The 24,369-nt window shown below is 64.6% G+C and carries 23 protein-coding genes and 1 riboswitch; of the genes, 10 read left to right on the top strand and 13 right to left on the bottom strand.

All coding sequences use genetic code 11. From position 1 onward, the window contains the following. Positions 1-14: 14 nt before the first annotated feature. Positions 15-524, top strand: coding sequence for an Lrp/AsnC family transcriptional regulator (locus AC56LH_RS20205; protein ID WP_499649117.1), 510 nt, complete (start codon positions 15-17; stop codon positions 522-524). 1 nt (position 525) lies between these two features. Here the strand turns inward: AC56LH_RS20205 and AC56LH_RS20210 are convergent, their stop codons facing one another. The 5 genes from AC56LH_RS20210 to AC56LH_RS20230 all read right to left on the bottom strand — a co-directional run bounded on the left by AC56LH_RS20210 (position 526) and on the right by AC56LH_RS20230 (position 6,982). Further along, positions 526-1,185 (bottom strand): GNAT family N-acetyltransferase, encoded by a 660-nt coding sequence (locus AC56LH_RS20210; RefSeq protein WP_499649119.1) that lies wholly within the window; start codon positions 1,183-1,185, stop codon positions 526-528. Between the two features lie 47 nt (positions 1,186-1,232). After that, positions 1,233-2,798, bottom strand: a complete 1,566-nt coding sequence (locus tag AC56LH_RS20215) for a diguanylate cyclase (RefSeq protein ID WP_499649121.1) — start codon at positions 2,796-2,798, stop codon at positions 1,233-1,235. A gap of 191 nt (positions 2,799-2,989) precedes the next feature. Next, a complete protein-coding gene (locus AC56LH_RS20220; RefSeq protein ID WP_499649122.1) occupies positions 2,990-4,087 on the bottom strand; it encodes a tRNA nucleotidyltransferase/poly(A) polymerase-related protein in 1,098 nt (365 codons plus the stop codon). A 3-nt stretch (positions 4,088-4,090) separates the two neighbouring features. Beyond that, the gene (locus AC56LH_RS20225) at positions 4,091-4,807 is read right to left on the bottom strand and encodes a glutathione S-transferase family protein (protein ID WP_499649123.1); all 717 of its coding nucleotides are present in this window, start codon (positions 4,805-4,807) and stop codon (positions 4,091-4,093) included. A gap of 150 nt (positions 4,808-4,957) precedes the next feature. Then, positions 4,958-6,982: a lytic transglycosylase domain-containing protein gene (locus tag AC56LH_RS20230; protein ID WP_499649124.1), complete on the bottom strand. Its 2,025-nt coding sequence runs from the start codon at positions 6,980-6,982 to the stop codon at positions 4,958-4,960. Between the two features lie 32 nt (positions 6,983-7,014). Here AC56LH_RS20230 and AC56LH_RS20235 point away from each other — a divergent pair, with 32 nt between their 5' ends. After that, a complete protein-coding gene (locus AC56LH_RS20235; protein ID WP_499649126.1) occupies positions 7,015-7,620 on the top strand; it encodes a 5-formyltetrahydrofolate cyclo-ligase in 606 nt (201 codons plus the stop codon). A gap of 80 nt (positions 7,621-7,700) precedes the next feature. Here AC56LH_RS20235 and metF read toward each other — a convergent pair whose 3' ends face one another. The 6 genes from metF to metK all read right to left on the bottom strand — a co-directional run bounded on the left by metF (position 7,701) and on the right by metK (position 13,290). After that, positions 7,701-8,531, bottom strand: a complete 831-nt coding sequence (gene metF, locus AC56LH_RS20240) for a methylenetetrahydrofolate reductase [NAD(P)H] (protein WP_499649128.1) — start codon at positions 8,529-8,531, stop codon at positions 7,701-7,703. Beyond that, on the bottom strand, positions 8,518-8,874 hold the full coding sequence (locus tag AC56LH_RS20245; protein WP_499649130.1) for a phage holin family protein: 357 nt from the start codon (positions 8,872-8,874) through the stop codon (positions 8,518-8,520). The genes metF and AC56LH_RS20245 overlap by 14 nt, the downstream gene beginning before the upstream one ends. A 91-nt stretch (positions 8,875-8,965) precedes the next feature. After that, complete coding sequence (gene ahcY / locus AC56LH_RS20250; protein ID WP_499649132.1) at positions 8,966-10,378, bottom strand: adenosylhomocysteinase; 1,413 nt, start codon at positions 10,376-10,378, stop codon at positions 8,966-8,968. A 29-nt stretch (positions 10,379-10,407) separates the two neighbouring features. After that, positions 10,408-10,480, bottom strand: a riboswitch (S-adenosyl-L-homocysteine riboswitch). Between the two features lie 96 nt (positions 10,481-10,576). Then, positions 10,577-11,200: a glutathione S-transferase family protein gene (locus AC56LH_RS20255; protein WP_499649134.1), complete on the bottom strand. Its 624-nt coding sequence runs from the start codon at positions 11,198-11,200 to the stop codon at positions 10,577-10,579. A gap of 30 nt (positions 11,201-11,230) precedes the next feature. Next, positions 11,231-12,028, bottom strand: a complete 798-nt coding sequence (locus tag AC56LH_RS20260; RefSeq protein ID WP_499649135.1) for a PhzF family phenazine biosynthesis protein — start codon at positions 12,026-12,028, stop codon at positions 11,231-11,233. Positions 12,029-12,123: 95 nt separating this feature from the next. Further along, positions 12,124-13,290, bottom strand: a complete 1,167-nt coding sequence (gene metK / locus AC56LH_RS20265; RefSeq protein WP_482896914.1) for a methionine adenosyltransferase — start codon at positions 13,288-13,290, stop codon at positions 12,124-12,126. 184 nt (positions 13,291-13,474) lie between these two features. Between metK and AC56LH_RS20270 the strand changes: the two genes are divergently transcribed. The 3 genes from AC56LH_RS20270 to dapF are packed head-to-tail and all read left to right on the top strand — an operon-like array spanning position 13,475 to position 16,042. Next, entirely contained in the window at positions 13,475-14,326 is an 852-nt protein-coding gene (locus tag AC56LH_RS20270; protein WP_499649138.1) for a lysophospholipid acyltransferase family protein, read from the top strand. Then, a complete protein-coding gene (locus AC56LH_RS20275; RefSeq protein ID WP_343025586.1) occupies positions 14,323-15,186 on the top strand; it encodes an LpxL/LpxP family acyltransferase in 864 nt (287 codons plus the stop codon). Before AC56LH_RS20270 ends, AC56LH_RS20275 begins: the two co-directional genes overlap by 4 nt. 4 nt (positions 15,187-15,190) lie before the next feature. Continuing rightward, positions 15,191-16,042: a diaminopimelate epimerase gene (gene dapF, locus AC56LH_RS20280; RefSeq protein WP_499649140.1), complete on the top strand. Its 852-nt coding sequence runs from the start codon at positions 15,191-15,193 to the stop codon at positions 16,040-16,042. A gap of 143 nt (positions 16,043-16,185) precedes the next feature. On the opposite strand, the gene AC56LH_RS20285 is transcribed toward dapF, so the two are convergent. Beyond that, entirely contained in the window at positions 16,186-17,841 is a 1,656-nt protein-coding gene (locus AC56LH_RS20285; protein ID WP_499649143.1) for a tetratricopeptide repeat protein, read from the bottom strand. A 469-nt stretch (positions 17,842-18,310) separates the two neighbouring features. Between AC56LH_RS20285 and AC56LH_RS20290 the strand changes: the two genes are divergently transcribed. From AC56LH_RS20290 to xerC, 4 genes are all read left to right on the top strand, one after another. Beyond that, positions 18,311-19,360: a porin gene (locus AC56LH_RS20290; protein ID WP_499649146.1), complete on the top strand. Its 1,050-nt coding sequence runs from the start codon at positions 18,311-18,313 to the stop codon at positions 19,358-19,360. Positions 19,361-19,575: 215 nt separating this feature from the next. Then, positions 19,576-20,856, top strand: coding sequence for a porin (locus AC56LH_RS20295; RefSeq protein WP_499649148.1), 1,281 nt, complete (start codon positions 19,576-19,578; stop codon positions 20,854-20,856). A 108-nt stretch (positions 20,857-20,964) separates the two neighbouring features. Next, positions 20,965-21,630, top strand: a complete 666-nt coding sequence (locus tag AC56LH_RS20300) for a DUF484 family protein (protein WP_499649150.1) — start codon at positions 20,965-20,967, stop codon at positions 21,628-21,630. Positions 21,631-21,635: 5 nt separating this feature from the next. Further along, positions 21,636-22,586: a tyrosine recombinase XerC gene (gene xerC / locus AC56LH_RS20305; protein ID WP_499649152.1), complete on the top strand. Its 951-nt coding sequence runs from the start codon at positions 21,636-21,638 to the stop codon at positions 22,584-22,586. 36 nt (positions 22,587-22,622) lie between these two features. Here the strand turns inward: xerC and AC56LH_RS20310 are convergent, their stop codons facing one another. Further along, a complete protein-coding gene (locus AC56LH_RS20310; RefSeq protein ID WP_499649154.1) occupies positions 22,623-23,345 on the bottom strand; it encodes an autoinducer binding domain-containing protein in 723 nt (240 codons plus the stop codon). A gap of 135 nt (positions 23,346-23,480) precedes the next feature. On the opposite strand from AC56LH_RS20310, the gene AC56LH_RS20315 reads away from it, so the two are divergent. After that, complete coding sequence (locus AC56LH_RS20315) at positions 23,481-24,359, top strand: alpha/beta fold hydrolase (protein WP_499649156.1); 879 nt, start codon at positions 23,481-23,483, stop codon at positions 24,357-24,359. Positions 24,360-24,369: the final 10 nt, after the last annotated feature.

A 24,369-nucleotide genomic window follows, 5' to 3' on the forward strand; every position in this document is an offset into this window, starting at 1 on the left:
GACGTGGGGAAGGTATGTTAAAGATTGAGCTGGATAAAACAGATCGTAAAATTCTGGAGATTTTGCAGAATGACGGCCGCTTGTCGAACCAGGATGTGGCCGAGCGCGTGAACCTGTCGCCGTCGCCCTGCCTGCGCCGCATCAAGCGGTTAGAGGAAGCGGGCGTGATCCGCCAGTACGTGGCACTGCTCGACTCGGACAAGATCGGGCTGGGCCTGCTGGCGTACGTCAACGTGCGGCTGGAAAAGCACAGCGAAGTGGCCAGCACCACGCGCCAGCCGGGCTTGCCGGCGACGTCGCCGCGCAACGATTTCGCGGTGTCGGTGGGCAGCTGGCCCGAAGTCGTCGCCTGCTATGCGATGACGGGCGACATGGACTTTTTGCTGCGCGTGCATGTGGGCGACATGGACCACTTTTCGCGCTTCATGATGGGCACGCTGCTCAAGCATCCGGCCGTGCTGGACGTGAAGTCGAGCTTTGCGCTGCAGCGGATCAAGGAAACGACGGCGATGCCGCTGGTGTGAATTACTGCCGCGGCTTGCGTGGCGTGAAAAACTTCACTGCCGCCCGCGTATTGGCCTTGACCGTGTAATCGATCGCCGCGAACTGTTCCTCCAGCGCCTCGGCCATCACGCTGCCCGGGCTGGGCGGTGGCAATTCGAGGTGGGCGTCAGCCTCGCCGTATTCGCGCGTGACGACCATCCCGGCTTTTTTTGCGATATGCATCATGGTCTTGTTGGATGTCAGGCACTGCATGTAGAGCGTGTCGACGTCCGAATTGCGGCAGTGGATCGCCGCGCGCTGGAACAGGCGCGTGCCCACGCCCTGCCCGCGCGCCGAGCTTGACACCGACACGCCGAACTCGGCCACCTGCGCCTTGGCGGTGCTGGTGCGCCCTTCGGTCGGCGCGAACGCCAGGTGCCCCATGCCCACCAGCTGGAACACATTACTCACGACGCCAAAGACGATATCGCGCTCGAAATCGAGCTTGCTGACATACGCGGTGATGCCGTCGTCGGACATCATGCTGCCAAAGCGCAGCAGACGGTCGTCCTTGTCGAGCGCGAGCAGATGGCGCAGCACGCGGCGGCGGTCGCGCTCGTGCAATTCCTTGACCAGGACCGGCGGCTGCCCCTTCTTGCCGCGCAAGCCCTGTAACCAGCGGCGTAATGGATTGTCCAGCATGTTCCCACCTTCCCGTGCGCGACAACAGTCGATGTCGCCCGTAAATCTTAGCCGATCCGGTCGGCGTCTGCCTTGCTTGTGCCTGTGTCCGTACCAGTGCTGCCGGCGGCGTCCTCCTTCGGACGCTCGCGCCGGGCCTGCTCCAGCGCCGGTTCCACCGGATCGTCTTCATCCCGCCACTGCGCCTGCTGGCTGACCACAAAGCGACCCTTGCCGGCCTGCTTGGCAGCGTACATGGCCTGGTCGGCCTCGGCCAGCAGGGCGTCCTGCCCGCGCGCTGCGCCCATCTGGCCGCGCGCGCTGGCGATGCCGATACTGGCCGAGATCCTGACCGCATGACCGTCGGCCTCGGTGATCGATTCGATTTCCGCCAGCACCAGGCGCGCCACGCGCAGCGCGCCGTCGCGCGACGTCACGTCTTCGAGCAGGATAACGAATTCATCGCCGCCCAGGCGCGCCAGCGCATCTTCGGCGCGCAGCCTGGCCTGCACGCGGCGTGCGACGGTCTTGAGCACCAGGTCGCCGGTCGCATGGCCCCAGGTATCGTTGACCGCCTTGAAGCCGTCCAGATCGATGAACATCAGCACCACGACGCTGTCGCGGCGGTCGGCGCGGGCCAGTGCCCGTTCGAGCAGGCGGGTCAGTTGCCGGTAGTTGATCAGGCCAGTCAGGCTGTCGTGCTGCGCCAGGCGCTCGAGCTGGACCGACTGCGCCTGCAGTTCGGCGGTGCGCTCGGCCACGCGCTGCTCGAGCGTTTCGTTGGCCGATTGCAGGCGGCGGTTGACGACGCCGATGATCCGGTAACTGCGGCGCAGGCGCACGCCGGCATACGCCAGCAACACCAGCAACAGGCCGGAATACGCCGCCAAATAGCCACGAAAACGCTGACGCTCGAGCAGGACGGTGGTGAACGAACGCTCGAATTCCTGCTCAAGCCGATCGAGCACGACATCGCTGCCGACGGCGGCGATCTGCGCCTCGAGCTGGTTTTCCAGCGGGCGCTTCTCGAGGATCACGCGGCTGCTCAGGATTACGGCGTCCATCTTCTCGATGACGGCCGGCGAAAAGGCGATTTGCTGGGCGGCGACATTGCCCAGGATTTCTTCGATACGGGTCGCCAGCAACGGCGATGGCGCGATGTTGTAGCGTAGGATGTCGGTCAGCAGCGCATTGAGGGTCGTATCGAGCCGCACGACGAACTGTGCCGGCGCCAGCGCGCCTTCGATGCCGGAAATTTCGGTCTTGAGGTCGGCCACGGCCGGCGGCATGTGCAGCAGCGCTACGCGCAGGCGCGGATTGTGGCGCGCGAACTCGGCCACCAGCATTTCCTTGTTGCGCAGCGCCACCCGCAGCTGGGCGCAGGCCTCGATGGCGGCGCGGCTGCCGGTGAGCGGCGCGGCTTCTTCCAGGCGCGCCATCAGGATGCGCATGCGCGGCAGTTGCGAACTCAGGTCGGGCCGGAGCGCGGCGCGGCCAGTGTGGGCGCGCAACAGGTTGGCATCCCATTCGGCGTCGAGCTTTTCGAATTCGCGCAGGTTGAGCAGGACGTTGCTGCGCACTTCGGGGTCGATCACCTCGGTACGGGTGTACAGAAAGACCAGCAACGCGCTCATCAATACGACAGCCAGGGTCGCCAATAACAGGCGGCGGCGCCGTACCCAACTCCCGATCCGCCGTCCCAGCATCCTGAACATCGTTTTTCTCCAACGCAACAATTGACCAAATCGAAGAATAGCAAAACGTTGGGCCACACTGTACGCGGGGTGTAACTACATGTAACTGTGACGCTCTACAGAGCGGTTTTTCACACTTTATTACAAATGGCGGCCACGGCTTCCAGGCGCGCCAGATGCACGGCCTGGGCGATCCGGTCGCGCTGGTCGCAGCGTGCCGCCACGGTGCCGGCATCCACGCCGCGCGCAGCAGCCAGTGCTTGCAGCAGCCAGTCGCCGGCCGGGTCGTGGGCGGGATCTGCTGCGTGGCAACGCGTGGCCAGCAGCATCTGGACAAAGCGCGCGTGCTTGCGAAAGGCGTCGCTGCGCTCGAACAGCGTGACGAGCGCGTCGGCATCGAGTGTGCGCGCCTGCGCGAGCACGCCATGCTCGCGCGCCGTCATCAGGGCCAGGTCGCGGCATTCGTTGGGCACCTTCAGCCGTTTGGAGACTGCCTCGACGGCGGCCATACCAACATCGCGCATCAGGGCGGCAAAACGGATCTCGAGCGGGTGATCCAGCTGCGCGGCAGTGTCGATGACGCGCAGCGTGTGCGGCTGCGTATCGAGTTCGGGCAACAGGCGCGCCAGCGCGCCGCACTCGTCCAGCACGAGCAGCATGCGCGACGGCTGGCGCTCCATCAGGCCGCGCGCCAGCTCCTGCCAGACGCGCTCGGGCACGAGGGCGTCGACCTCCCCCGCCTCGACCATCTGGCGCATCAACACATTGGTGTCGCCTGCCACCCGGAATTCGGGCAGGCGCGCGGCAAAGCGCGCGACGCGCAGGATGCGCACCGGGTCTTCGGCAAAAGCGTCGGACACGTGGCGGAACAGGCGCGCTGCTAGGTCGGCGCGGCCGCCCAGCGGGTCGACGATCACGCCGTCCTCGCCCCGCGCCATCGCATTGATGGTCAGGTCGCGCCGTACCAGGTCCTGCTCGAGCGTGACGTCGGGCGCCGCATGGAACACGAAGCCGTGGTAGCCGGGCGCGGTCTTGCGCTCGGTGCGCGCCAGCGCGTATTCCTCCTGCGTTTTCGGGTGCAGAAAGACGGGGAAATCCTTGCCCACGGCGCGAAAGCCCGCCTCGATCATCTGTTCGGGCGTGGCGCCGACGACCACGTGATCGTGGTCCTTGACCGGCAACCCGAGCAGCGCATCACGCACAGCGCCGCCGACAACATAACTGCGCATCGTTTACTCCGGCAAATCGGCGTCGTGCAACGGCGTCGGGTGGTTTTCCAGCATCGCCTCGCTCACCCAGCGCGCCACGGCAGGATGGGCCAGCACGCGCTCGCAATACGCCTGCAGCGCCGGTGCCAGCATCACGCCATAGGTCTGGAAACGCAGCACGATCGGCGCATAGAACGCGTCGGCAATCGAGAACGCGCCGAACAGGAACTGGTGATGGCCAAAGCGCGACAGGCAGTCTTCCCAGATTTCGCAGACGCGGCCGATGTCGGCCTGGGCGCCGTGCGTGCGGCCGCGGCCCGGCAGGCGGGCCTGGATATTCATCGGCATCGCGCTGCGCAGTTCACCGAAACCGGCGTGCATCTCGGCCACGATCGAGCGCGCCAGCGCGCGCGCCGCCACGTCCTGCGGCCACATATGCTTGTCGGGAAATTGCTCGGCCAGGTATTCGGTGATCGCCAGGCTGTCCCACACCGTCATCTCGCCGGCCAGCAGCACCGGGACGCGGCCTGCATGCGAGTAACGTGCAATCTCGTTGGACGTATCGGGCTGGTCGAGCAGGACCTTGATTTCAGTGAACGGAATCCCGAACGCCATGGCCGCGACCCAGGGGCGCATCGACCATGACGACAGGTTCTTGTTGCCGATGATGAGCGTCAAGCCGGGGCTGCGGGTCTGGTCCAGGGTGTGCGTGAGAATCGGGTCGCGTTCGATGGTCTGCATGGGGTCTCGTCGGGTACGTGGCGAAGGGCGTCCCGGGCGGCGCTTGGAAGCCCGGGACGGCTGCGGTAATCGACATCAGCTTGCGGCCCAATGCCGCGGCTGTCAAGGCGCTTGCCCGACAGCACGGTGAAGCGCGGCAGGATCAGCCTGTCAGTCCAGCACGGACGTGGATGGCCGCGGCGTGATCGTGCCCAGGCGTGCCTTGAGCGACTGCGGCTTGCCCTCGAAGATCGACGCATAATTGGTGGCGTTGGCCATCACGTTGCGCACGTAGCCGCGCGTTTCGGTGAACGGGATGGTTTCGACGAAGATCGCCCCTTCCATTGGCGCATCGAGCCGGCTGCGCCAGGTGCGCGAGCGGCTCGGGCCGGCATTGTAGGCGGCCGTGGCCAGCACTTGCGAGCCTTCAAAATTGTTCAGCACCATCGTCATGTAGTTGGCGCCCAGCGTGATGTTCACGTGCAGGTCGTTAAGCATGCTGGTGACGAAGTTGTTCAGGCCAATCTTGGCCGCCACCCACTTGCCGGTGGCAGGCATCACCTGCATCAGGCCCGATGCGCCCACGCCCGAGCGCGCATCGCGGATGAAGCGCGATTCTTGCCGGATCAGACCATACACCCAGGCCTTGTCGAGACTCAGCCCCTGGGCGGTGGGCCGCAGCACGTCGAGGTGCGGCGCCGGGAAGCGCTGGTCGTAGCTCAGTTCGGTGCGCGTGCGCAGCGACGTCTCGACCATGCGGTCGAGCAGCTCATTGCGGCGCGCCAGCTCGGCAGCGGCCAGCAACTGGCGTTCGGACAGGTTGCGCAACCCCCAGCTCCATTCGCGGTTCGCTTCGGTGCGCAGGCGCAGATCGTAGAACTTCAGTGCTCTTTGCAAACTCTGGTTGCTGCTGGCCTGGGCCAGTTCAGCGGCCGTGATCGGCGCGATCGGGGGCGGCGCCACCACCTGATTGCCCAGTTCTTCCTGGGCCAGCTGCGTATAAAAGGTGGTCTGGCCGGCGATGCTTTGCCACTGCGCGCGCGCCTCGGCCGGGCGGCCTTCGCTCTGGTGCGCGCGCCCGAGCCAGTAGACCCAGGTCGAGTCCGCACGCAAGGCCGGCGGCATGCTCTCAATGGTGGTGCGCACGGTTTTCCAGTCGCCGCGGCGCAGCGCCATGCGCGTCTTCCACTGCATCTGGAAGTCGCTCAAGGGCGCGCCATTCGCCCGTTCCCAATACGCGTGCGCCTCGGGCGCCAGCACGATCGAGGCGGCCAGTGCCACATTGGCCCAGCCGATCGCGCGTTCTTCGGCCGTCAATTGGGCGCTGTTCTTTTCCAGGCCAGCCACGGCCAGGCGCAGCGTGGTGCGCGCCATGCGGCCCACGGCGACCAGGTACAGCTCGCGCTCGGCACGGCTGTTGCCGATCCCGCGCGCCATCGCCACGGCAGGCAGGTCGACCGCCTGGGTGGCCCGGGTTTCGGGTAAACCAAGCAAGACGGCAGCGCGGCGCGCCGGGCCGCTGGCATTGTCCAGGCCCGCCAGGCGCAGTTGCGTCAGCAGGTCAGCTTCGGTGAACTGGCCATTGGCCACCAGTTGTGCGATCAGGGCGCCGCAGGCGTCGCCATAGCCGGCCGGGGTTTTCAGGAGTGCGCGCGCTTCGTCGGCGACGCGCTCGCCGCGCTCGGCTTTGGCCAGCAGCGCGTAGCAGCGGATCGGCAGGCTGCCGGACTGGGCCAGCGTGCCTGCTTCGCGTTCGAAGGTATTCCATTCGCGCCGCTTGCCCAGCTCCATCAGCCATTCGGCGCGCAGCTGTTCGGCCACCGCCGTGCCTTCGTGGCGCCGCAGCACTTGCAGCACCTCGTCCTGGATGGCATCGCGCAGGCGCGGTTTCAGACGATAATAGTCAACGTAGGACGCCAGCAGATAATTGGTCACCGGCAGACGCGACGCAATGGCGTTGGCGCGTGCTTCGTCGTTCTGGCGCGCCGCTTCGCGCAGCAACATGAAGTTGTCGTCGTCGGCGCGGCTGGCGGCGCCCGCCACGGTGGGCGCACCCGCCGGAACGGGGGACAGTGCTACCTCGGGCGCGGGTGCTTCCGGGTCTTCCTGGGCCGCTGCGCCTGGCGCGAACGCCAGACTCAGAACAAGGGCAATAGCAGCCGGCAACACGCCGACAGACAATTTCGATTGAAACATCCACCACTCTCACAATACGCTGCATTGAAACCATGACCGGCGAACCAAGAATACCACGCGCTTCTGTGCCGCCACCAGACACAAGTGCTCTACAGCAACCACATCAAGACAAGGCGTTGTTGCGCCACACACTCAAGGCGCGCCGGCGTGCGCTCGATCCGGCAGACAAGGCCGCGTGGGACGCGCGCATCGGGGCGCGGGTGCTGGCATGGTGGCAGGCCAATCCCCACGCCTCGCTGGCTGTCTACTGGCCGCTCGCGGGCGAGCCGGACTTGGGCGCAGCGTACGCGGAAATGGCGGCGGCAGGCGTACGACTGGCACTGCCCGTGGTCGTGGCGCGCCATGCGGCGCTGGAATTTGCCGAGTGGCTGCCTGGCGAGCCGACCGTGGCCGACCGGATGGGTGTCGCGGTGCCGGCCGAGTTGCGCATGGTGGCGCGGCCGCCGGCATTGCTGGTGCCGTGTCTGGGGTTCAATGCTTTGGGGTATCGCGTGGGGTATGGCGGCGGATTCTATGACCGGACGCTTGCGCCCGAGCCGCGCCCGAGCACGGTGGGCATCGCGTATGCGTGCCAGTTGGTCGAGTTTGTCGGCGACGCGCACGATGTGCCGCTTGATCGGGTGATTACCGAGGCGTGATGTAACCGGGCATATTGAGCGTGGATCGAACGCGTGGACGGCAAGCCGTCCACGCGTTCAAATCACACTGGCACAACCGCTCAAGGCCTGAGCCGCTGCCAGATCGCCGTCGTCGGCACTGCCTGGTTCATGCTGTAGAAATGCAGCCCCGGCGCGCCGCCGGCCAGCAGCTTTTCGCACAGGCTCGTGACGACATCCAGGCCAAACGCCTTGATCGACGCGCTGTCGTCGCCGAAGCTGGCCAGCTTGAGACGCACCCAGCGCGGGATCTCGGCGCCGCACATGTCGGAAAACCGCAGCAACTGCGTGTAGTTCGTGATCGGCATGATGCCGGCCACGATCGGCACCGTCACGCCCAGCTTGCGCACATTGTCGACAAACGAAAAATACGCGTCGGCATTGTAGAAGTACTGGGTGATGGCGGCGTCGGCCCCGGCGCTCACCTTGCGCGCAAACGCCTGCAGGTCGTCCTGCGGCGAACGTGCCTGCGGGTGCATTTCGGGATAGGCCGCCACTTCGATGCGGAACCAGTCGCCGGTTTCCTGGCGAATGAATTCGACCAGGTCGCTGGCATAGCGCAATTCGCCGGCGCCGCCGTAACCGCTTGGCAAGTCGCCACGCAGCGCCACGATGCGCCGGATGCCGCTGTCCTGATATTGCTTGAGGACGGCGCGGATCGACGCCCGCGTGGCGCCGACGCACGACAGGTGCGGCGCAGCGTCGTGGCCGGCGGCCTGGATTTCCTGCACCGTCTGCAGCGTACCCTGCTGGGTACTGCCGCCGGCGCCGAACGTCACCGAGAAATACTTGGGCTGCAACTCGGCCAGCTTGGCCCGCGTGATGCGCAGTTTCTCGGCACCTTCCGGCGTCTTGGGCGGGAAGAACTCGATACTGAAATCAGGAGTTTCCATCTTTGTCGGAGAGAAGCAAGGAAGAAAGCGCCCACGAAATGATGCTGTACAGGATGGCTGCCAGGAAGGCCGACCAGAAACCGGCGACTTCAAAACCACCCACCACGTTCGCCACCAGCCAGAACAGCACGGCATTGATGACCAAGATGAACAGGCCCATCGAGAGCACGGTCACTGGCAGTGTCAGCAGCACCAGCACGGGCCGGATCAGCGTATTGACCAGGCCGAGCACCAACGCCGCGATCAGCGCGGTGCCCAGGCTCGAGACTTCGACGGAGTGCATCAGGTAAGGCAGGGCCATCAGGGCCGCGGCATTGATCAGCCAGGTGATTAACAGGCGCATCGGTACAGACTTTCGTGGATTTGGATAAACGAAACGCCCCGAAAGGCGTTTCACAGAACAACGGAACAGCAACTACACAGTCAGGGACTGATCAATAGCGGTAGTGTTCCGGCTTGTACGGACCTTCTTGGCTCACCGTGATGTACTTGGCTTGCTCGTCGGTCAGTGTGGTCAGCTGGGCGTTCAGTTTACGCAGTTGCAGGCGCGCGACTTTTTCGTCCAGCTTCTTCGGCAGCGTGTACACGCCCACCGGATACTGCTCGGTGTTCATGAACAGTTCGATCTGGGCAATCGTCTGGTTTGCAAACGACGAGCTCATCACGTACGACGGATGACCCGTACCGCAACCGAGGTTCACCAGGCGGCCTTCGGCCAGCAGGATGATGCGCTTGCCATCAGGGAAGATGACGTGATCGACCTGCGGCTTGATGTTGTCCCACTCATATTTCTTGAGTGCGGCAACTTCGATTTCGTTGTCGAAGTGACCGATATTGCAGACGATGGCCTGGTCCTTCATCTTGAGCATGTGCTGCTCGGTGATGACGTGGTAGTTGCCGGTGCAAGTCACGAAGATATCGCCGTGTTCGCACGCGTAATCCATCGTCACGACGCGGTAGCCTTCCATCGCCGCCTGCAGTGCGCAGATAGGATCGATTTCGGTGACCCACACCTGCGCCGACAGTGCGCGCATGGCCTGGGCGGAGCCCTTGCCGACGTCACCGTAACCGGCAATGACGGCCACTTTACCGGCGATCATGACGTCGGTCGCGCGCTTGATGCCGTCGACCAGCGATTCGCGGCAACCATACAGGTTGTCGAACTTCGACTTGGTGACCGAGTCATTGACGTTGATGGCCGGGAAAGCCAGCTTGCCTTCCTGGTGCATCTGGTACAGGCGGTGCACGCCGGTCGTGGTTTCTTCGGTCACGCCCTTGATTTCTGGCAGACGCTTCGAGTACCACTTCGGATCACGTGCCAGACGGCCCTTGATCGCGTTGAACAGGCAGATTTCTTCCTCCGAACCCGGCTTGTCGAGCACCGAGATGTCGGTTTCAGCGCGCACGCCCAGGTGCAGCAGCAGGGTTGCATCGCCGCCATCATCGAGGATCATGTTGGCGTGGCTGTCGCCTGGCCACTCGAAGATGCGGTGGGTGTATTCCCAGTATTCGTCCAGGGTTTCGCCCTTGACGGCGAACACCGGCGTGCCGACCGAGGCGATGGCCGCGGCAGCATGGTCTTGCGTCGAGTAGATGTTGCACGATGCCCAGCGCACGGTGGCGCCCAGTGCTTCCAGCGTGCGGATCAGCACGGCGGTCTGGATCGTCATGTGCAGCGAGCCGGCAATGCGCGCGCCCTTGAGCGGTTGCGTGGCAGCGTATTCTTCCTGGATTGCCATGAGACCCGGCATCTCGGTTTCAGCGATGCGGATTTCTTTCTCGCCCCAGGCGGCCAGGGAAATGTCGGCGACCAGATAGTCGGCAGTGTCTTTGAGTACGGCGTTCATCACGCCCTCCTTTCAATGATTAGAAAAAAGTAACGTGAGCGCAGTTGCTGATATCCGAGCCTGGCTGAAAGGAGTCTTTCAGTCGCAACGCTCCTCGGAACGAAGTAGTTTAGCACGCTTGATCCGCAATGGATATGCTTGCCTGGACCGGCATCGGGACAGGGCGTGACCCGACAGCAACGCCCAGCGGTTCGACGTTCACGCCTCGCCGTTGACGCCGAACGTCCGGAATCCTGAACGTTCATTCAGGCGTTCCATGTAAGCGAGCACGGCCGGATAATCCGGCCGCTCCATCGGCGTGAGCAGCCAGCGGTTGACCGACAGGCCGATCACGACGTCCGCCAGCGAGAATTGCGCGCCGGTCACATAGGCGCCGGTGGTGGTCAGCTGGTGCTCGAGGATGCCGATATGGCGGTGCCAGCTAGCGATACTGGCTGCGATCTGATCCGGATCGCGGTGCGCCGGGCTGCCCCGCACCAGTCCCATGAACGCATAGCGCCAGGCATTGTTCAGTTCGGTGGCTTGCCAGTCCATCCATTGCTCGACCAGCGCGCGGGCGCGCGGTGTGGGCGGCAGCAGGTGCTGTTCGGCGCTGTTGGCGCACAGGTAGCGGCAAATCGCGTTCGATTCCCACAGCACGAAGTCGCCATCGACAATGACCGGCACCGTCGCGTTGGGGTTAAGCGCAAGGAAGGCTCCCTGCTGGGGCGACTGAAAGCCTGCGCCCCAGTCTTCGCGCTTGAACGGAATGTCCAGTTCGCTGCAGGTCCACAAGACCTTGCGCACGTTGAGCGAGGCAGCTTTTCCGAGAATTTTCAGCATGGGGTCTCCTGTGAATTGAAAGCGGGTAATTCAAACGGTGATGCGGCCTTCGAGATACAACACGCATCCACCTTCGAGCTCGACCCGGCCGTCGACCAGCCGGCACGCCAGTTCGCCGCCGCGGCGCGATGCCTGGAAGGCGCGCAGTGTCGTCTTGCCCAGCCGTTCGCCCCAGTATGGCGCAAGCGCGCAATGGACGCTGCCCGTGACGGGGTCTTCCGGCACGCCCTTGGCCGGGGCAAAGTAGCGGCTGACGCAATCGTAGTCGCCATCGCCCTGCGCCGTCACGGCAAGACCAGGCCGCGGCAGGCGCCCGATGGCATTGAAGTCCGGCGCCAGTTCGCGCACGGCGCGTGCGTCTGCCAGCACAGCCGTATAGGCGAATCCATCGTCGAGTACTTCGAGCAATTCGTGCGGATGGCAACCCAGGGCCGCTGCCAGACCGGGCGGCGCCACCACCAGTTCTGGTTTGTGGGCAGGAAAATCCAGCACGTAGCCGGTTGCTGAACGCCGCACCGGCAACGGACCACTTGCCGTGTCGAACACGACCTCGGTACGACCGGGCTCGAGCCGTTCCATGACAACCGCCGCGCTCGCCAGCGTGGCATGGCCACACAGCGGCACCTCGACCAGCGGCGTGAACCAGCGCAGCCGGTACTGCCCGTCATGCGGCACCAGGAACGCTGTCTCGGCCAGGTTGTTTTCGGCAGCGATTGCATGCAGCAGCGCGTCGTCGGGAAACGCGTCCAGCACGACGACGGCGGCCGGATTGCCGCCAAACAGCCGTTCTGTGAAGGCATCGACTTGATAGATGGGCAGTACCTGCATGGCGTCCTTCTAGTGCAATGGGCAAGAAAAAACCCCAAAAACTGCAGGGCAATTTTTGGGGTTCGCTGTGCGGTCGCGGTGTGCGCGTCAGGAACTCAGGCGATGCCGGCCGCTGCGCGCAGTTCGGCTGCCTTGTCGGTGCGTTCCCACGTGAATTCTGGCTCTTCGCGGCCGAAGTGGCCGTAGGCGGCGGTCTTGGTGTAGATCGGACGCAGCAGGTCGAGCATCTGGACGATGCCTTTCGGGCGCAGGTCGAAGTGCGCGTTAACGAGCGCTGCGATCTTGTCGTCCGGGATCACGCCGGTGCCTTCGGTGTACACGGTGATATTGATCGGACGCGCCACGCCAATCGCGTAGCTGACCTGCACCTGGCACTGACGCGCCAGGCCGGCAGCGACGATGTTCTTCGCCACATAGCGGGCGGCGTAGGCAGCCGAACGGTCGACCTTGGTAGGATCCTTGCCCGAGAATGCGCCGCCGCCGTGCGGGGCTGCGCCGCCGTAGGTGTCGACGATGATCTTGCGGCCGGTCAGGCCGCAATCGCCCTGCGGGCCGCCGATGACGAAACGACCGGTCGGGTTGACCAGGAAACGCGTTTCCTTGAGCCACTCGCGCGGCAGCGTGGTCTTGATGATTTCTTCGATGACGGCTTCTTCGATCTGCGCGTGCGTGACGTCAGGATGATGCTGGGTCGAGAGCACGACGGTGTCGACGGCAACCGGACGGCCATCGACGTAGCGCAGCGTGACTTGTGACTTGGCATCCGGACGCAGCCATGGCAGGCGGCCATCCTTGCGCAGCTGCGACTGGCGCTCGACCAGGCGGTGTGCGTAGTAAATGGCAGCTGGCATCAGCTCTGGCGTTTCATCGCAGGCGTAGCCGAACATCAGGCCCTGGTCACCGGCGCCCTGATCGAGGTCGATGCCCTTGCCTTCGTCGACACCCTGGGCGATGTCCGGCGACTGCTTGTCATAGCAGACCATGACAGCGCAACCTTTATAGTCAATACCGAAGTCGGTGTTGTCGTAACCGATGCGCTTGATGGTGTCACGTGCGACCTTGATATAGTCGACGTTGGCGTGGGTGGTGATTTCACCGGCGAGAACGACGAGGCCGGTATTGCACAGCGTTTCTGCAGCGACGCGGGCGGTTGGATCCTCGGTCAGGATCGCATCGAGAATGGCGTCGGAAATCTGGTCAGCCACCTTGTCTGGGTGGCCTTCGGAAACGGATTCAGAGGTAAAGAGGTAGTCGTTCGACATGGAGGCTCCTGTTACGGGTCATAATTCTGCCGCAGCAAACTGAGCCTGCGACGCTTTAGCGACATTTATATTCCGCTTCGCAAGTTGTCTGTTAACTCGGCGGATCCTGCATAAAGTGGTATTTTACGCTTCCTTGGAATTTTGGTGTGGAAACGCGCGTGGCGTCCGCACCCCAACAAACGACATGCTAGTTGTACTTTTCCGAACACTATCGGTGTTTCCCTTGCCACTCCTGCACGCCCTCGGCGCGGCGATGGGTTGGCTGGTCTATGGCCTGTCGCCATCGTACCGCAAGCGCCTGCGCGCCAACCTGGCCCAGGCCGGCTATGACGCCCACTGGCGCGCGGCCGTCGCCGAGGCCGGCAAGGCCGCCATCGAGCTCGCGTTCGTCTGGTGCGCCAACCCGCAGCGCGTTGCCAGGCATGCCACGGTGGAGAATTGGGACCTGGTCCAGGCGCGGCTCGACGCCGGTCGCGGGATTGTCTTTCTTACGCCACACCTGGGCTGCTTTGAAATGACGGCGCAGCAAATCGCGCTGCGCACGGCGTTGACGGTCATGTATCGCCCACCGCGCAAGAGCGCGTTGAAGCCGCTGGTCGAAGGCGCCCGTGCGCGCCACAACCTGCACCTGGCGCCGGCCAATCTGTCGGGCGTGCGCATCCTGGCCAAGACCCTCAAGGGTGGCCAGCCGATCGGCTTGCTGCCAGACCAGGTGCCACAAGAAGGCGAAGGTGTCTGGGCGCCGTTTTTCGGCCGCAGCGCCTACACGATGACGCTGCCGGCCAAGCTGGCCCAGCTCGGCAAAGCCGACATTCTGCTGGTGTATGCCGAGCGCCGTCCGCATGGCGCCGGCTACATCGTGCGCTTCGTCGAATTCGATGGGGACCTGTCCGGCTCCGGTGCCGAGCAGGCAGCCGCCATCAACCGCGCGATGGAGCAACTGATCGCCCGTGCGCCGGCCCAGTATTTCTGGAGCTATAACCGCTACAAGCAGCCGGACGGCGTGGCGGGTCCGGACAGCGAGGCCGGACCATGAAGATCTTGCTGGGATTTATGTGGTTGCTGCATTTCCTGCCATTGCCCATTCTGGGGCGCTTCGGCGAAGCGGTCGGCAGCCTGATGTTCGTGATTCTGGGCAAGCGCCGCAAGATCGCGCTGACCAATCTGCGCCTGTGCCTGCCCGAGCTCGATGAGCGCGCACGCCGCACGATCGCCAAACAGCATTTCCGCGCCTACGCCCGCAGCATCTTCGAGCGTTCGATCCTGTGGTGGGCGCCGGAAGAACGCGTGCGCAGCCTGATCCAGATCGAACCATCGGTGCCGCTGGCCGCCATGCAGGACGGCCCGACGATCCTGCTGTGTCCGCACTTCGTGTGCCTGGACGTGGCGGGCATCGGCGCCCGTGTGATTCCCGTGTGCAGCATGTACGTGCCGCAAAAAAACGCCGACTTCGACCGCCTGCTGCGCCATGGCCGCGAACGCTACGGCCCGGTACGCCTGGTCACGCGCAAGGAAGGTATCAAGCCGATCCTGCGCGCGCTGCGCGACGGCCTGCCCTACTTCATGCTGCCCGACATGGATTTTGGTGAAAAGGATGCCGAGTTCGTGCCGTTCTTCGGCGTGCCGGCCGCGACGCTCACCGCGCTGGGCCGCATTGCCGGCACGACCGGCGCCAAGGTCATTCCCGTGATTGCCACCTACCTGCCAAACTACCAGGGCTGGCGCGTGCGCTTTTATCCGGCCTGGGAAAACTACCCGGGCGACGATATGGTCGAAGCGACCCGCCGCATGAACGCTTTTATTGAAGAGCGCGTGCGCGAGGCGCCGGAACAATATTTCTGGACTCACAAACGTTTTAAAACCCGGCCGCCGGGTGAACCTTCGCTGTACGATTGAAGCCATGAAACTGAAATTCACCAAGATGCACGGCGCCGGCAACGACTTCATCGTCGTCGATGCAATCAACCAGCAGGTCGACCTGAGCATCGATCAATGGCGCCGCCTGGCCGACCGCCGCTTCGGCATCGGCGCCGACCAGATCCTGGTCGTGGAACGCCCGCTAGATGCCGGTGTGGACTTTCGCTATCGCATCTTCAATAACGATGGCGGCGAGGTCGAGCAGTGCGGCAACGGCTCGCGCGCCTTCGTGCGCTTTGTCGTCGACAAGGGGCTGACCCAGGCGCGCAGCATCCGCGTCCAGACCATGTCGGGCATCATCAGCCCGCGCCTGGAAGACGATGGCAGCGTCACGGTGGACATGGGCGCCCCGCGCCTCGTGCCGGCCGACGTGCCGTTCGACGAGACTGGCCTGGCCGGCATGGCCCAGGGCGACGACACCCTGTGGCCGCTGCCGGTCGGCGATGAGACTGTCTTCGTGTCGGTTGTGTCGATGGGCAATCCGCATGCGGTGCAGGTGGTTGACGACGTCGATGCAGCGCCGGTGGAAGAGACGGGCCCGCTGATCGAGCGCCATGTGCGCTTTCCCAAGCGCGTCAATGCCGGCTACCTGCAAGTGATCGACCGGCACCATATCCGCCTGCGCGTGTTCGAGCGTGGTGCCGGCGAGACGCTGGCCTGCGGCACCGGCGCCTGCGCTGCGGTCGTGGCCGGCATCCGGCGCGGCCTGCTCGATTCGCCGGTGCGCGTCTCGGCCCGTGGCGGTGAACTCAGCATCGCCTGGGCCGGCCCGGACCAGCCGGTGTATCTGAGCGGCCCGGCCGTGTCCGTGTTCGAAGGCGAAGTCGAGATCTGAGCCTGATGCCGCCCGGCCGCAGCGTGGATGCGGCCGGCGAGGCGGGTTTCCCGGCCACGCGTTCAACGATTCCCGATGCGCCACAAAATCGGTTTATGTTGAACACGTGAGCGGGAAACCCGCTCACCCTGGCGGCATGCGCATCAGTCCACCAATTCCACCTTGGCCCCGGCCCCATTGTCGCTGTCAGGCTGCACAAGATTGAGCAGCGTGCGCAGCCGATACAGGCGCTGGCGGTAGTTGCCTTCGGGCCCGGCCGGGCCGCAATCGACTGCGTCGAACAAACGCACGATGCGGTCGAGCGCCTGGCGCTCGGGCCCCGACGCCACCATGACCAGCCGCCGTTTGCTGCGCCCGTAACTGGCGCGGATATCGATGACCAGGCAATGGCCCTGGTCGGCGGCGACCACATCGAGCAGCAAGGCTTCGGGACGCGACAGGTTGAACACCTGCGCCAGTTCGAGGCGCGCCGCCAGTAGCGGGTGCGCCGCCAGCGCCCCGGTGTGCAGCGCCAGCAAGGCGCCCGTCTCCGTGTACGGCGTGGTGTGAAGGCGCGGCGCGATCTTGTGCAGCAGGCCGGGCGCGTCTGGCGCACCTTGCTCTGCCGCCTTCTGCAGCCAGTACACGGCCCGCACATCGTTGTTTTCGTTCTCGCGGCGCGCGCGCCAGGCGTTGTGGCCGCATTCGACTTGGGCAGCGCGATAACCCATCCCGGCTGCACGCTCGAGGTAGCACTGGGCATCAGCCACATTGCGTTGTGAGAATTCTGGCTTGATATAGATGCGCGACAGCGCGTACCATGCCTCGGCCAGCCCCTGCTCGCCCGCCAGCATCAGCCAACGGATCGCGCGCTTGAAATTGGCAACGTGCGCGGCATGCCCATCACCACTGTCAAAGCGCTGGCCATCCACCCGCATGCGCGCAGAGCGCAGACCCAGCGCCAGTTGCGCGTAAGGGTCGTGTTCGGCGGCGGCCAGTTCCCAGAGGACGGCCAGCTCGCCGGGATCGCAGGGCCCTGGCGCAGCGCGGTCTAGCGCTGCACTATCGACGCTATCGACGCCATCGACGCCATCGAGCCCATTGAGCCCAATGAGCGCCGGATCCAACAGGCGCGCACAACGCGACAGCAGCGCGATTTCGTCCGGCGCGAACCGGCGCAGTTCGCCGGGCTCGGCGCACTCGCTGGATTCATCCACCAGTGCCCGCGCCTGCGGCAACCCCAGGCGCAGATAGTCGGCCCAGCGCCGCGCGAACCACAGGGCGTCAAGCCCCGTATGCTGGACCCTGGACGCGGGTCTCGACGCCGACCGGCCGCCTTGCACAACGCCCTGGATCGCCGGCGCACGCGCCGCCATGGCTGGCGCCGCCACCGCCCTGGCGACCTGCTTGTGCTGCTGGGTCAGCAACATCTGGGCGTGCGAAAAACCGGCCCGCGCCGCGTCTTCCAGCGCGCGCACGGCTTTCGGTGACTGCTGCGCCACCGGCGCCAGCGGATCGAGTACCAGTTGTGCAAACACGAGGCCGGCATGCACGCTGCCGTCGTCATAAGCGCGTTCGTACCACTGCGACACGCCAGCGGCATCGCGCTGCGCCAATTCAAGCGGAATATGATTGCCGATCAATTGCCAAGCCGGCGGACAATCTTGTCGCGCCGCGCGCTCCAGCCAGTGCAGCGCGGTGGGAAGACTTTGCGGCAGGCCGCTGCTGCCGAACAGGTACAGCTTGCCCAGCGCGAGCTGGGCTGCCGCCTGACCGGCGCGGGCATTGCGGATGATCGCCAGTTCTTCGCGGTTAGCCATCGTTGGATTACGTAAAAGACGTGGAAAGTGTGCCTGCGACACACAGCGGCAACGTGGAAGTTGCAAATATACAAGCGTTCGGCGTCACGCGGCGCTGCTGTGAGAACGAGGCCAGAGTCTACGCCGTGGCAAATGGCGATTCGGTTGGATTCCCGCGCCGATTGAGAGGTCGCAAAACAGCCTGAAACCGATGAAACTATTGCGGATAATCGCAAGTCAAGTCGTCATGCCGCCCTCGGCAACGCCGTAGTGCCCCGTCGACAGGCATCGTATTGCGCCGTTTTATGGCACTCGTTTCAAAAATACAACAGCACGGTTCGATTTATTGGCAAGGAGCGCGGCAGCGACCCGATAATTGACGGATTAGCTAGTCTTGACGTTTGAAAGATTGAGGTGCACGTATCACGCGTTCAGCCAGGGTCTCAACGCTCCAGATGTACGTGTTTACTTTATTGACAGGATTACCCCGATGAAGACCTCTCTCCTGGCTGTCGCACTGCTTGGCGCATGCGCCGGTGCGGCCCATGCGCAGACGTCAGTACAGGTCTACGGCAACCTCGATGCCGGCATCGTCAAACGCAGCAGCCAGAACGTCAGCATCGGCAAGCGCTCGGCCAACACCCTCGGCTTCAAGGGCACCGAAGACCTGGGCAATGGCCTCAAGGCCCTGTTCCAACTTGAAACACGCTATGAGCCGGATACCGGCAGTACCGAGATCGGGCCCGATGGCAATGGGCGCCGGCTGTTCCAGGGCCAGAGCCGCGTCGGCCTGCAGGGCGACTTCGGCATGCTGCGCATCGGCCGCGGCCTGACCCCGTTCCACGAAACCATCGGTGCCTTCGAGCCGTTCCACGCGATCGAGACCGCGGGCGGCTTCTACACCGACCTGAGCGTGGCCGGCTACAGCTCGCAGCCCCTCGACCCGGTCGGCTCCTCCGCCAACCGCTGGTCGAATGCGGTCTGGTACAACTCGCCGGTCGTGAACGGTTTCCAGCTCAATACGGCCATCGCCACCAAAGAAAACAATGGCGCCGTGGCCATCATCGGCCGTGGCAGTGCAGCGGCGCCGCAGTATGCGGCCGGCACTGAGGCCTCGACCAATCCATTCTCCATCTCCGGCACCTACAACAACGGCCCGGCCGCGCTGATGGCCGCCTACGAGCGCAACGCCGTCGAATCGAAGGTCTGGTCGATCGGCGCCTCGGTCAATCCAACGCCCGAGTTCAAGTTGATGGGCACGTTCACCCGGCTCGACGAGGACAATACGCGCCTGTTCAATACCGATACCAGTTCGTGGGTCGTGGGCGCGAATTACACGGTCGGTCCCGGTAAATTCCTCGCTGGCTATGGTCAGAAGGACACCGATGGCCTGGAAAAGGTCAAGCAACTGTCGCTGGGCTACGAATACAGCCTGTCCAAACGCACTTACCTGTATTTCGACGTATCGCGCAAAAAGGGCGTCCCGACCGCCCCGGGCACGATCAACCAGTACGACATCGGCATCCATCACACGTTCTGACACGGCAACGACTGCGGCGCGCGCCGCGACTTCCAGCAGGGCGGGCATCGGCAACGGTGTCCGCCCTTGTCGTATGCGACGCTCTGTAGCCTTTTCACAACGACAACGCACCACCAGACCTTTTCCGGATGAGCGTTCTGTACAGTGCAGCAAGGCAATGGCATATTTGCGTGGCGGGCCCATGCCACGCGACAAGAAAATAATAGGGAGACACCATGAAAAAATGCCTTATCGCCGCCCTGCTCGGCGCGACCTTCGCAAGCACCGCCCTGGCCCAGACCAACGTCCAGATCTACGGCATCGCCGACGCCGGCGTGATGTGGCAAAAAGGTGGCCCGACCAAGATCTACAGTGGCGGCGCCGACGGCTCACGCCTTGGCCTGCGCGGCTCCGAAGACCTGGGCAATGGCTATAAGGCGATTTTCAATCTTGAAGCACGGGTGGAACTCGACACCGGTTCGCAGCAGCCGACGCTGATGAACGACAATCCTGGCCGCTACCTGCTGCGCGGCATGGAGCGCATCCCGGTCGCCATTCGCGACCGCCTGCAAGCGGCCATCCAGCCGCCGGGCGGCCCTGCCGTCAACCAGGAAAAAGCGCTGTTCGACCGCACCTCGATGGTCGGCCTGATCACCCCGGTCGGCGCCGTGCTGCTGGGCCGCATGTACACGCCGGGCTACGAAGTGTTCAATATGGCCGATGCCTTCGAATCGGGCACGGCCGGCACCTGGGGCCATGTCACCGGCGGCACCGCCGGCTTTACCGCACTGGGCGCGGACATCCGCTCGCAGGAAGCCATCCAGTATCGCATCGCGTTGCCGAATGGCCTGGGCGGTTCGGTGATGTATGGCGCGCGCAATTCCGGTTACCTCGGCCGCTACAACAAGTTCCGCGCCGGCGCGGTGACGTACAAAGCCAACGGTTTCGACGTCGGCGTCGGTTACAACCACGGCTACGACCAGCAAAATCGGCCAAGCCTGCGTACGCTGACCGTCGGCGGCTCTTACGCGCTAGGCGAGAGCTGGAAATTCTTTGCCGGCTTCCACAGCCAGCGCAACGAGAATTCGGCGCTGATTCCGGACTACCTGAATGGCTGGGACACGGCCGTGGGCCCGGCGCTGACCGCGCAAGGCATTCCTGCGGGCGCGCAGCAGCAACTGCGCGGTATCTTCGCCAGCGCGATTTCAGCCAATACCCAGCAGGACGCCAACAGCTATCAGGTCGGCCTCCACTACAAGATCGGCAATGGCCGCGTCGTCGCATCGTACGCGCACCAGAATGACCGCACCGCGTCCAACAGCGATGCCAATCTGTACGCGCTGGGCTACAACTACTACCTGTCCAAGCGTACCGACCTGTACACGGCGCTGGCGTTCATCAAGAACGAGAACGAAGCCCAGTATTCGCCAGGTACCTCGGGCAATCCGGGCGGCTTTACCGAAGCGCCGGGCGCAGATGGCCGCGCCTTGCAGCTGGGTGTTCGTCACCGGTTCTGACCGCGCCCGCGTTCACGCAAAGACGCCTGCGGGCGTCTTTTTTGTTCTCCGGTGCAACGCCCAGCGTCGGTTAAAATGACCCGATCCATCCCAACACCCTATTTCCCCATGAGCACTGCACCACTGGACGCCAGCACCGTTGCGCAATACCTGACCGATCACCCGGAGTTCTTCCAGGAGCAAGCCGGCCTGCTGGGTGAAGTGAAACTGTCTAGTCCGCTGACCGGCCGCACTGTGTCGCTCCAGGAACGCCAGATGGAAGTGATGCGCGACAAGTACCGCGCGCTCGAACTGCGCCTGGCCGACCTGTCGCGCCGCGCCGAAGAAAACGCCGGCATTGCCAACCGCTTCCACGCATGGACCCAGTCCCTGCTGGTCTCGAAAGGCGGCGCCGCGATGGCGCGCGACCTGACCGACGGCTTGCGCACCCACTTCACCGTGCCGCAAGTGACGCTGCGCCTGTGGCATGTGGCGCCGTCACATGCCGACGCCTGGTTCGCCAGCAATGTCTCGGACGATGCACGCATCTTTGCCAACAGCCTGCGCGCGCCGTATTGCGGCCCGAACAATGATTTCGAAGCGGTGCGCTGGCTGGACGACGCCGAATCGATCCGTTCGACGGTGATGCTGCCGCTTGGTCCGCCGGGCCAGAGCTTTGGCCTCCTGGTGCTGGGTTCGCCCGATCCGGCGCGCTTCACCACCGCGATGGCGACCGATTTCCTGGTCCACATCGCCGCCACTGCCACCACCGCGCTGGCGCCGCTGCGCGCTTGACCGGCATGGACGCGCGCGATCCGTCATCCGATTGGGCCGCGCGCTACCTCGGCGAACTGGCGACTCAGCGCCAGTTGTCGCCGCACACGATCGCCGCCTACCGGCGTGATCTGGCCGAGCTCGCCGAGCTGGCCGGCGACACCGACTGGGCCCGGCTGGTGCACGCCGACATCCGCCGCTTTGCCGGCAAGCTGCATGCGGGCGGCCAGTCCGCGCGCTCCATTGCGCGCAAGCTGTCCGGGTGGCGCGGCTTCTATGAATGGCTGTCGCACCAGATGACCCTTGCCGCCAATCCTGTCGACGGCGTGCGCGCCCCGAAGCGCGCGCAAAGCCTGCCGAAAGCGCTCGCCGTCGATGATGCCGTGCAATTGATGGAAGCAAACCAGCGCGGCCACCTCGAGCCGTTCGAGCTGTGCAATCACGCGATGTTCGAACTGCTCTATTCGAGCGGACTGCGCGTGTCGGAACTGGCAGGTCTGGACGTGGCCTGGCAGGATGCGCGCGGTGGCCAGCCGGGCTCGCTAGGCTGGCTCGACCTGCAAGCAGGCGAAGTGGTGGTGACCGGCAAAGGCAACAAGATGCGCCGGGTGCCGGTGGGCGGGCCGGCGCGCGAGGCGCTGGCGCGCTGGCTCGCGGTGCGCCCTGCCGCGCGCGACGGGGGCGCCGCGCTGTTTTTGTCGGCGCGCGACACCCGCATCACGCCGCGCGTCGTGCAAACTCGCCTGAAGCAGCACGCGCTGCGCGCCGGTACGCCGGTGCACGTGCACCCGCACGTGCTGCGCCATTCGTTCGCGTCGCACCTGCTGCAATCGTCGGGCGACCTGCGCGCGGTGCAGGAATTGCTGGGCCACGCCAGCATCACGTCCACGCAAATCTATACGGCACTGGACTTTCAGCACTTATCAAAAGTGTATGACGCGGCGCACCCGCGGGCGAAAGCCAAGCCGGAGTCCTGAGCCCGCGTCTTGAACCGGCCTTTTAAAACAGGCCTCTTAAAGCAGGCCGAACAACGCGGCCTTGACCACGGCGGCGGTCTTGTTGGCCGCACCCAGCTTGAGCAGGGCATTGGCAACGTGAAAATTGACGGTCCGTTCGGACAGGCTGAGGATGGTGCCGGCCTCGCTCGAGGTCTTGCCGTCGGCCATCCAGCGCAAGACTTCGGCTTCCCGCGCGCTGAGCGCCAGCACCTGCGTACCCGGGGTTGGCCGCTGCAACCGGGCCAATTCCTGGTGCGCCGCATGCGCCAGCCATGACATATTGGCTTCGCTCTGGTCCAGCTCGGCCTCGGACAACGCATCGTGCGAGCGCGCCAGTGTCAGCATGCCGACGCAACCGTCCGGCGTGCGCGATGCCTGGGCCCAGCCCACCTGCAAACCATGGCCACGCGCGTCTTCCCAAAGAGGGCGCGCCTGCGCAAATACCGGCTCGCTCCACAACAGCGGCAACAGCGATCCAGCCCCATGCCGGACCGTGGGATCCTGCCCCAGATAACCCTGATCGGCATAGCGCGCCTGCCACGCATCCGGGTAATTGTTCAGCATCACGGTCGACGGTTTCGACAGCGGCATCGGCTTGCGCATGCCGTAGGCGCAATAGTCGAAACCCAGTTCGCGCGCGGCGCCGGCGACGACCGCAAACAGGCCATCCGCATCCACCGCCTGGCCCATTGCGTCCAGATGACGGGCACGCCATTGCGCCATCGATTCGTTTGCCACCGCTTCCCCCATCACCCCGCTGCCCGACTGACATATTTGACAGTACCGGTGTCTTGCCGTGTTTCTTAGACTATTGCTTCACATCCAATTGTCGCCGCATGCAGACAGGATGACAACGCATTTGATGGAGTCACCATGGTCTACCTGTCCCGCACCGTCGGCGCCGTCCTGCTGGCACTGAGCACGTTTGCCGGCGCGCAAACGCCTGCTGCCATGCCGAAGGACCCACCGGAACTACTGGACGTCGGCACTTACCGGGTGCAGCTGGTCAGCAAGGGCACCGGGCCCTATACCGTCATCTTCGAATCCGGCTTCGGGCGCGACCTGAATGTGTGGCGCGACGTGGCGCCGGAGGTGGCCCGGTCGAACAAGGTGATCACGTACTCGCGCGCCGGCCATGGCCGCTCGGAGGCGCGCCCCGGGACGCCGACCGTGGCCAGCCGTACCGATGAACTGGAACAAGTGATCGCCGCGGCAGGGGTGCGCCCGCCCTTCGTGCTGGTCGGCCATTCTTACGGCGGCTTCCTGATACGCAGCTACGCCGCGCGCCATCCGGCCGAGATCGCCGGCATGGTGTTTGTCGACCCCAGCGATGAGCACCAGAACACCGAACTGCGCAAGCTTGACGCCGCCGCGGTCGACAACGACGCCCGCCTGCTGGTGCAATACATGCCGCCCAAGTTCCAGCCCGAACTGGCCCAGGTGCAGGCCATTCTCGACAGCGGCACGCTGCCCCTGGCCGGGCCCTTGCCGGATGTGCCGGTCGTGGTGCTCACGTCCGTACAGCGCCGCGAGCAGCCCCAGCTCTTTCTGGAAACCCCGGCAGCCGTCGACGTCTGGCGCGACCTGCATGCACGTTTCTTTCGCAGCTTCAGGCGCGGCAGCCACGTGGTAACGCCCGATAGCGGCCACAACATCCACCAGGAACAACCGCAGCTCGTGGTCGCCGCGATTGCCCAGGTCATTGCCGCTGCCGACACCGCACGCGCGGACAACGCGGCGGGCAAGAAGTAGACACCCTGCC

Source organism: Telluria sp. LT1R51-2 (assembly GCF_059685775.1).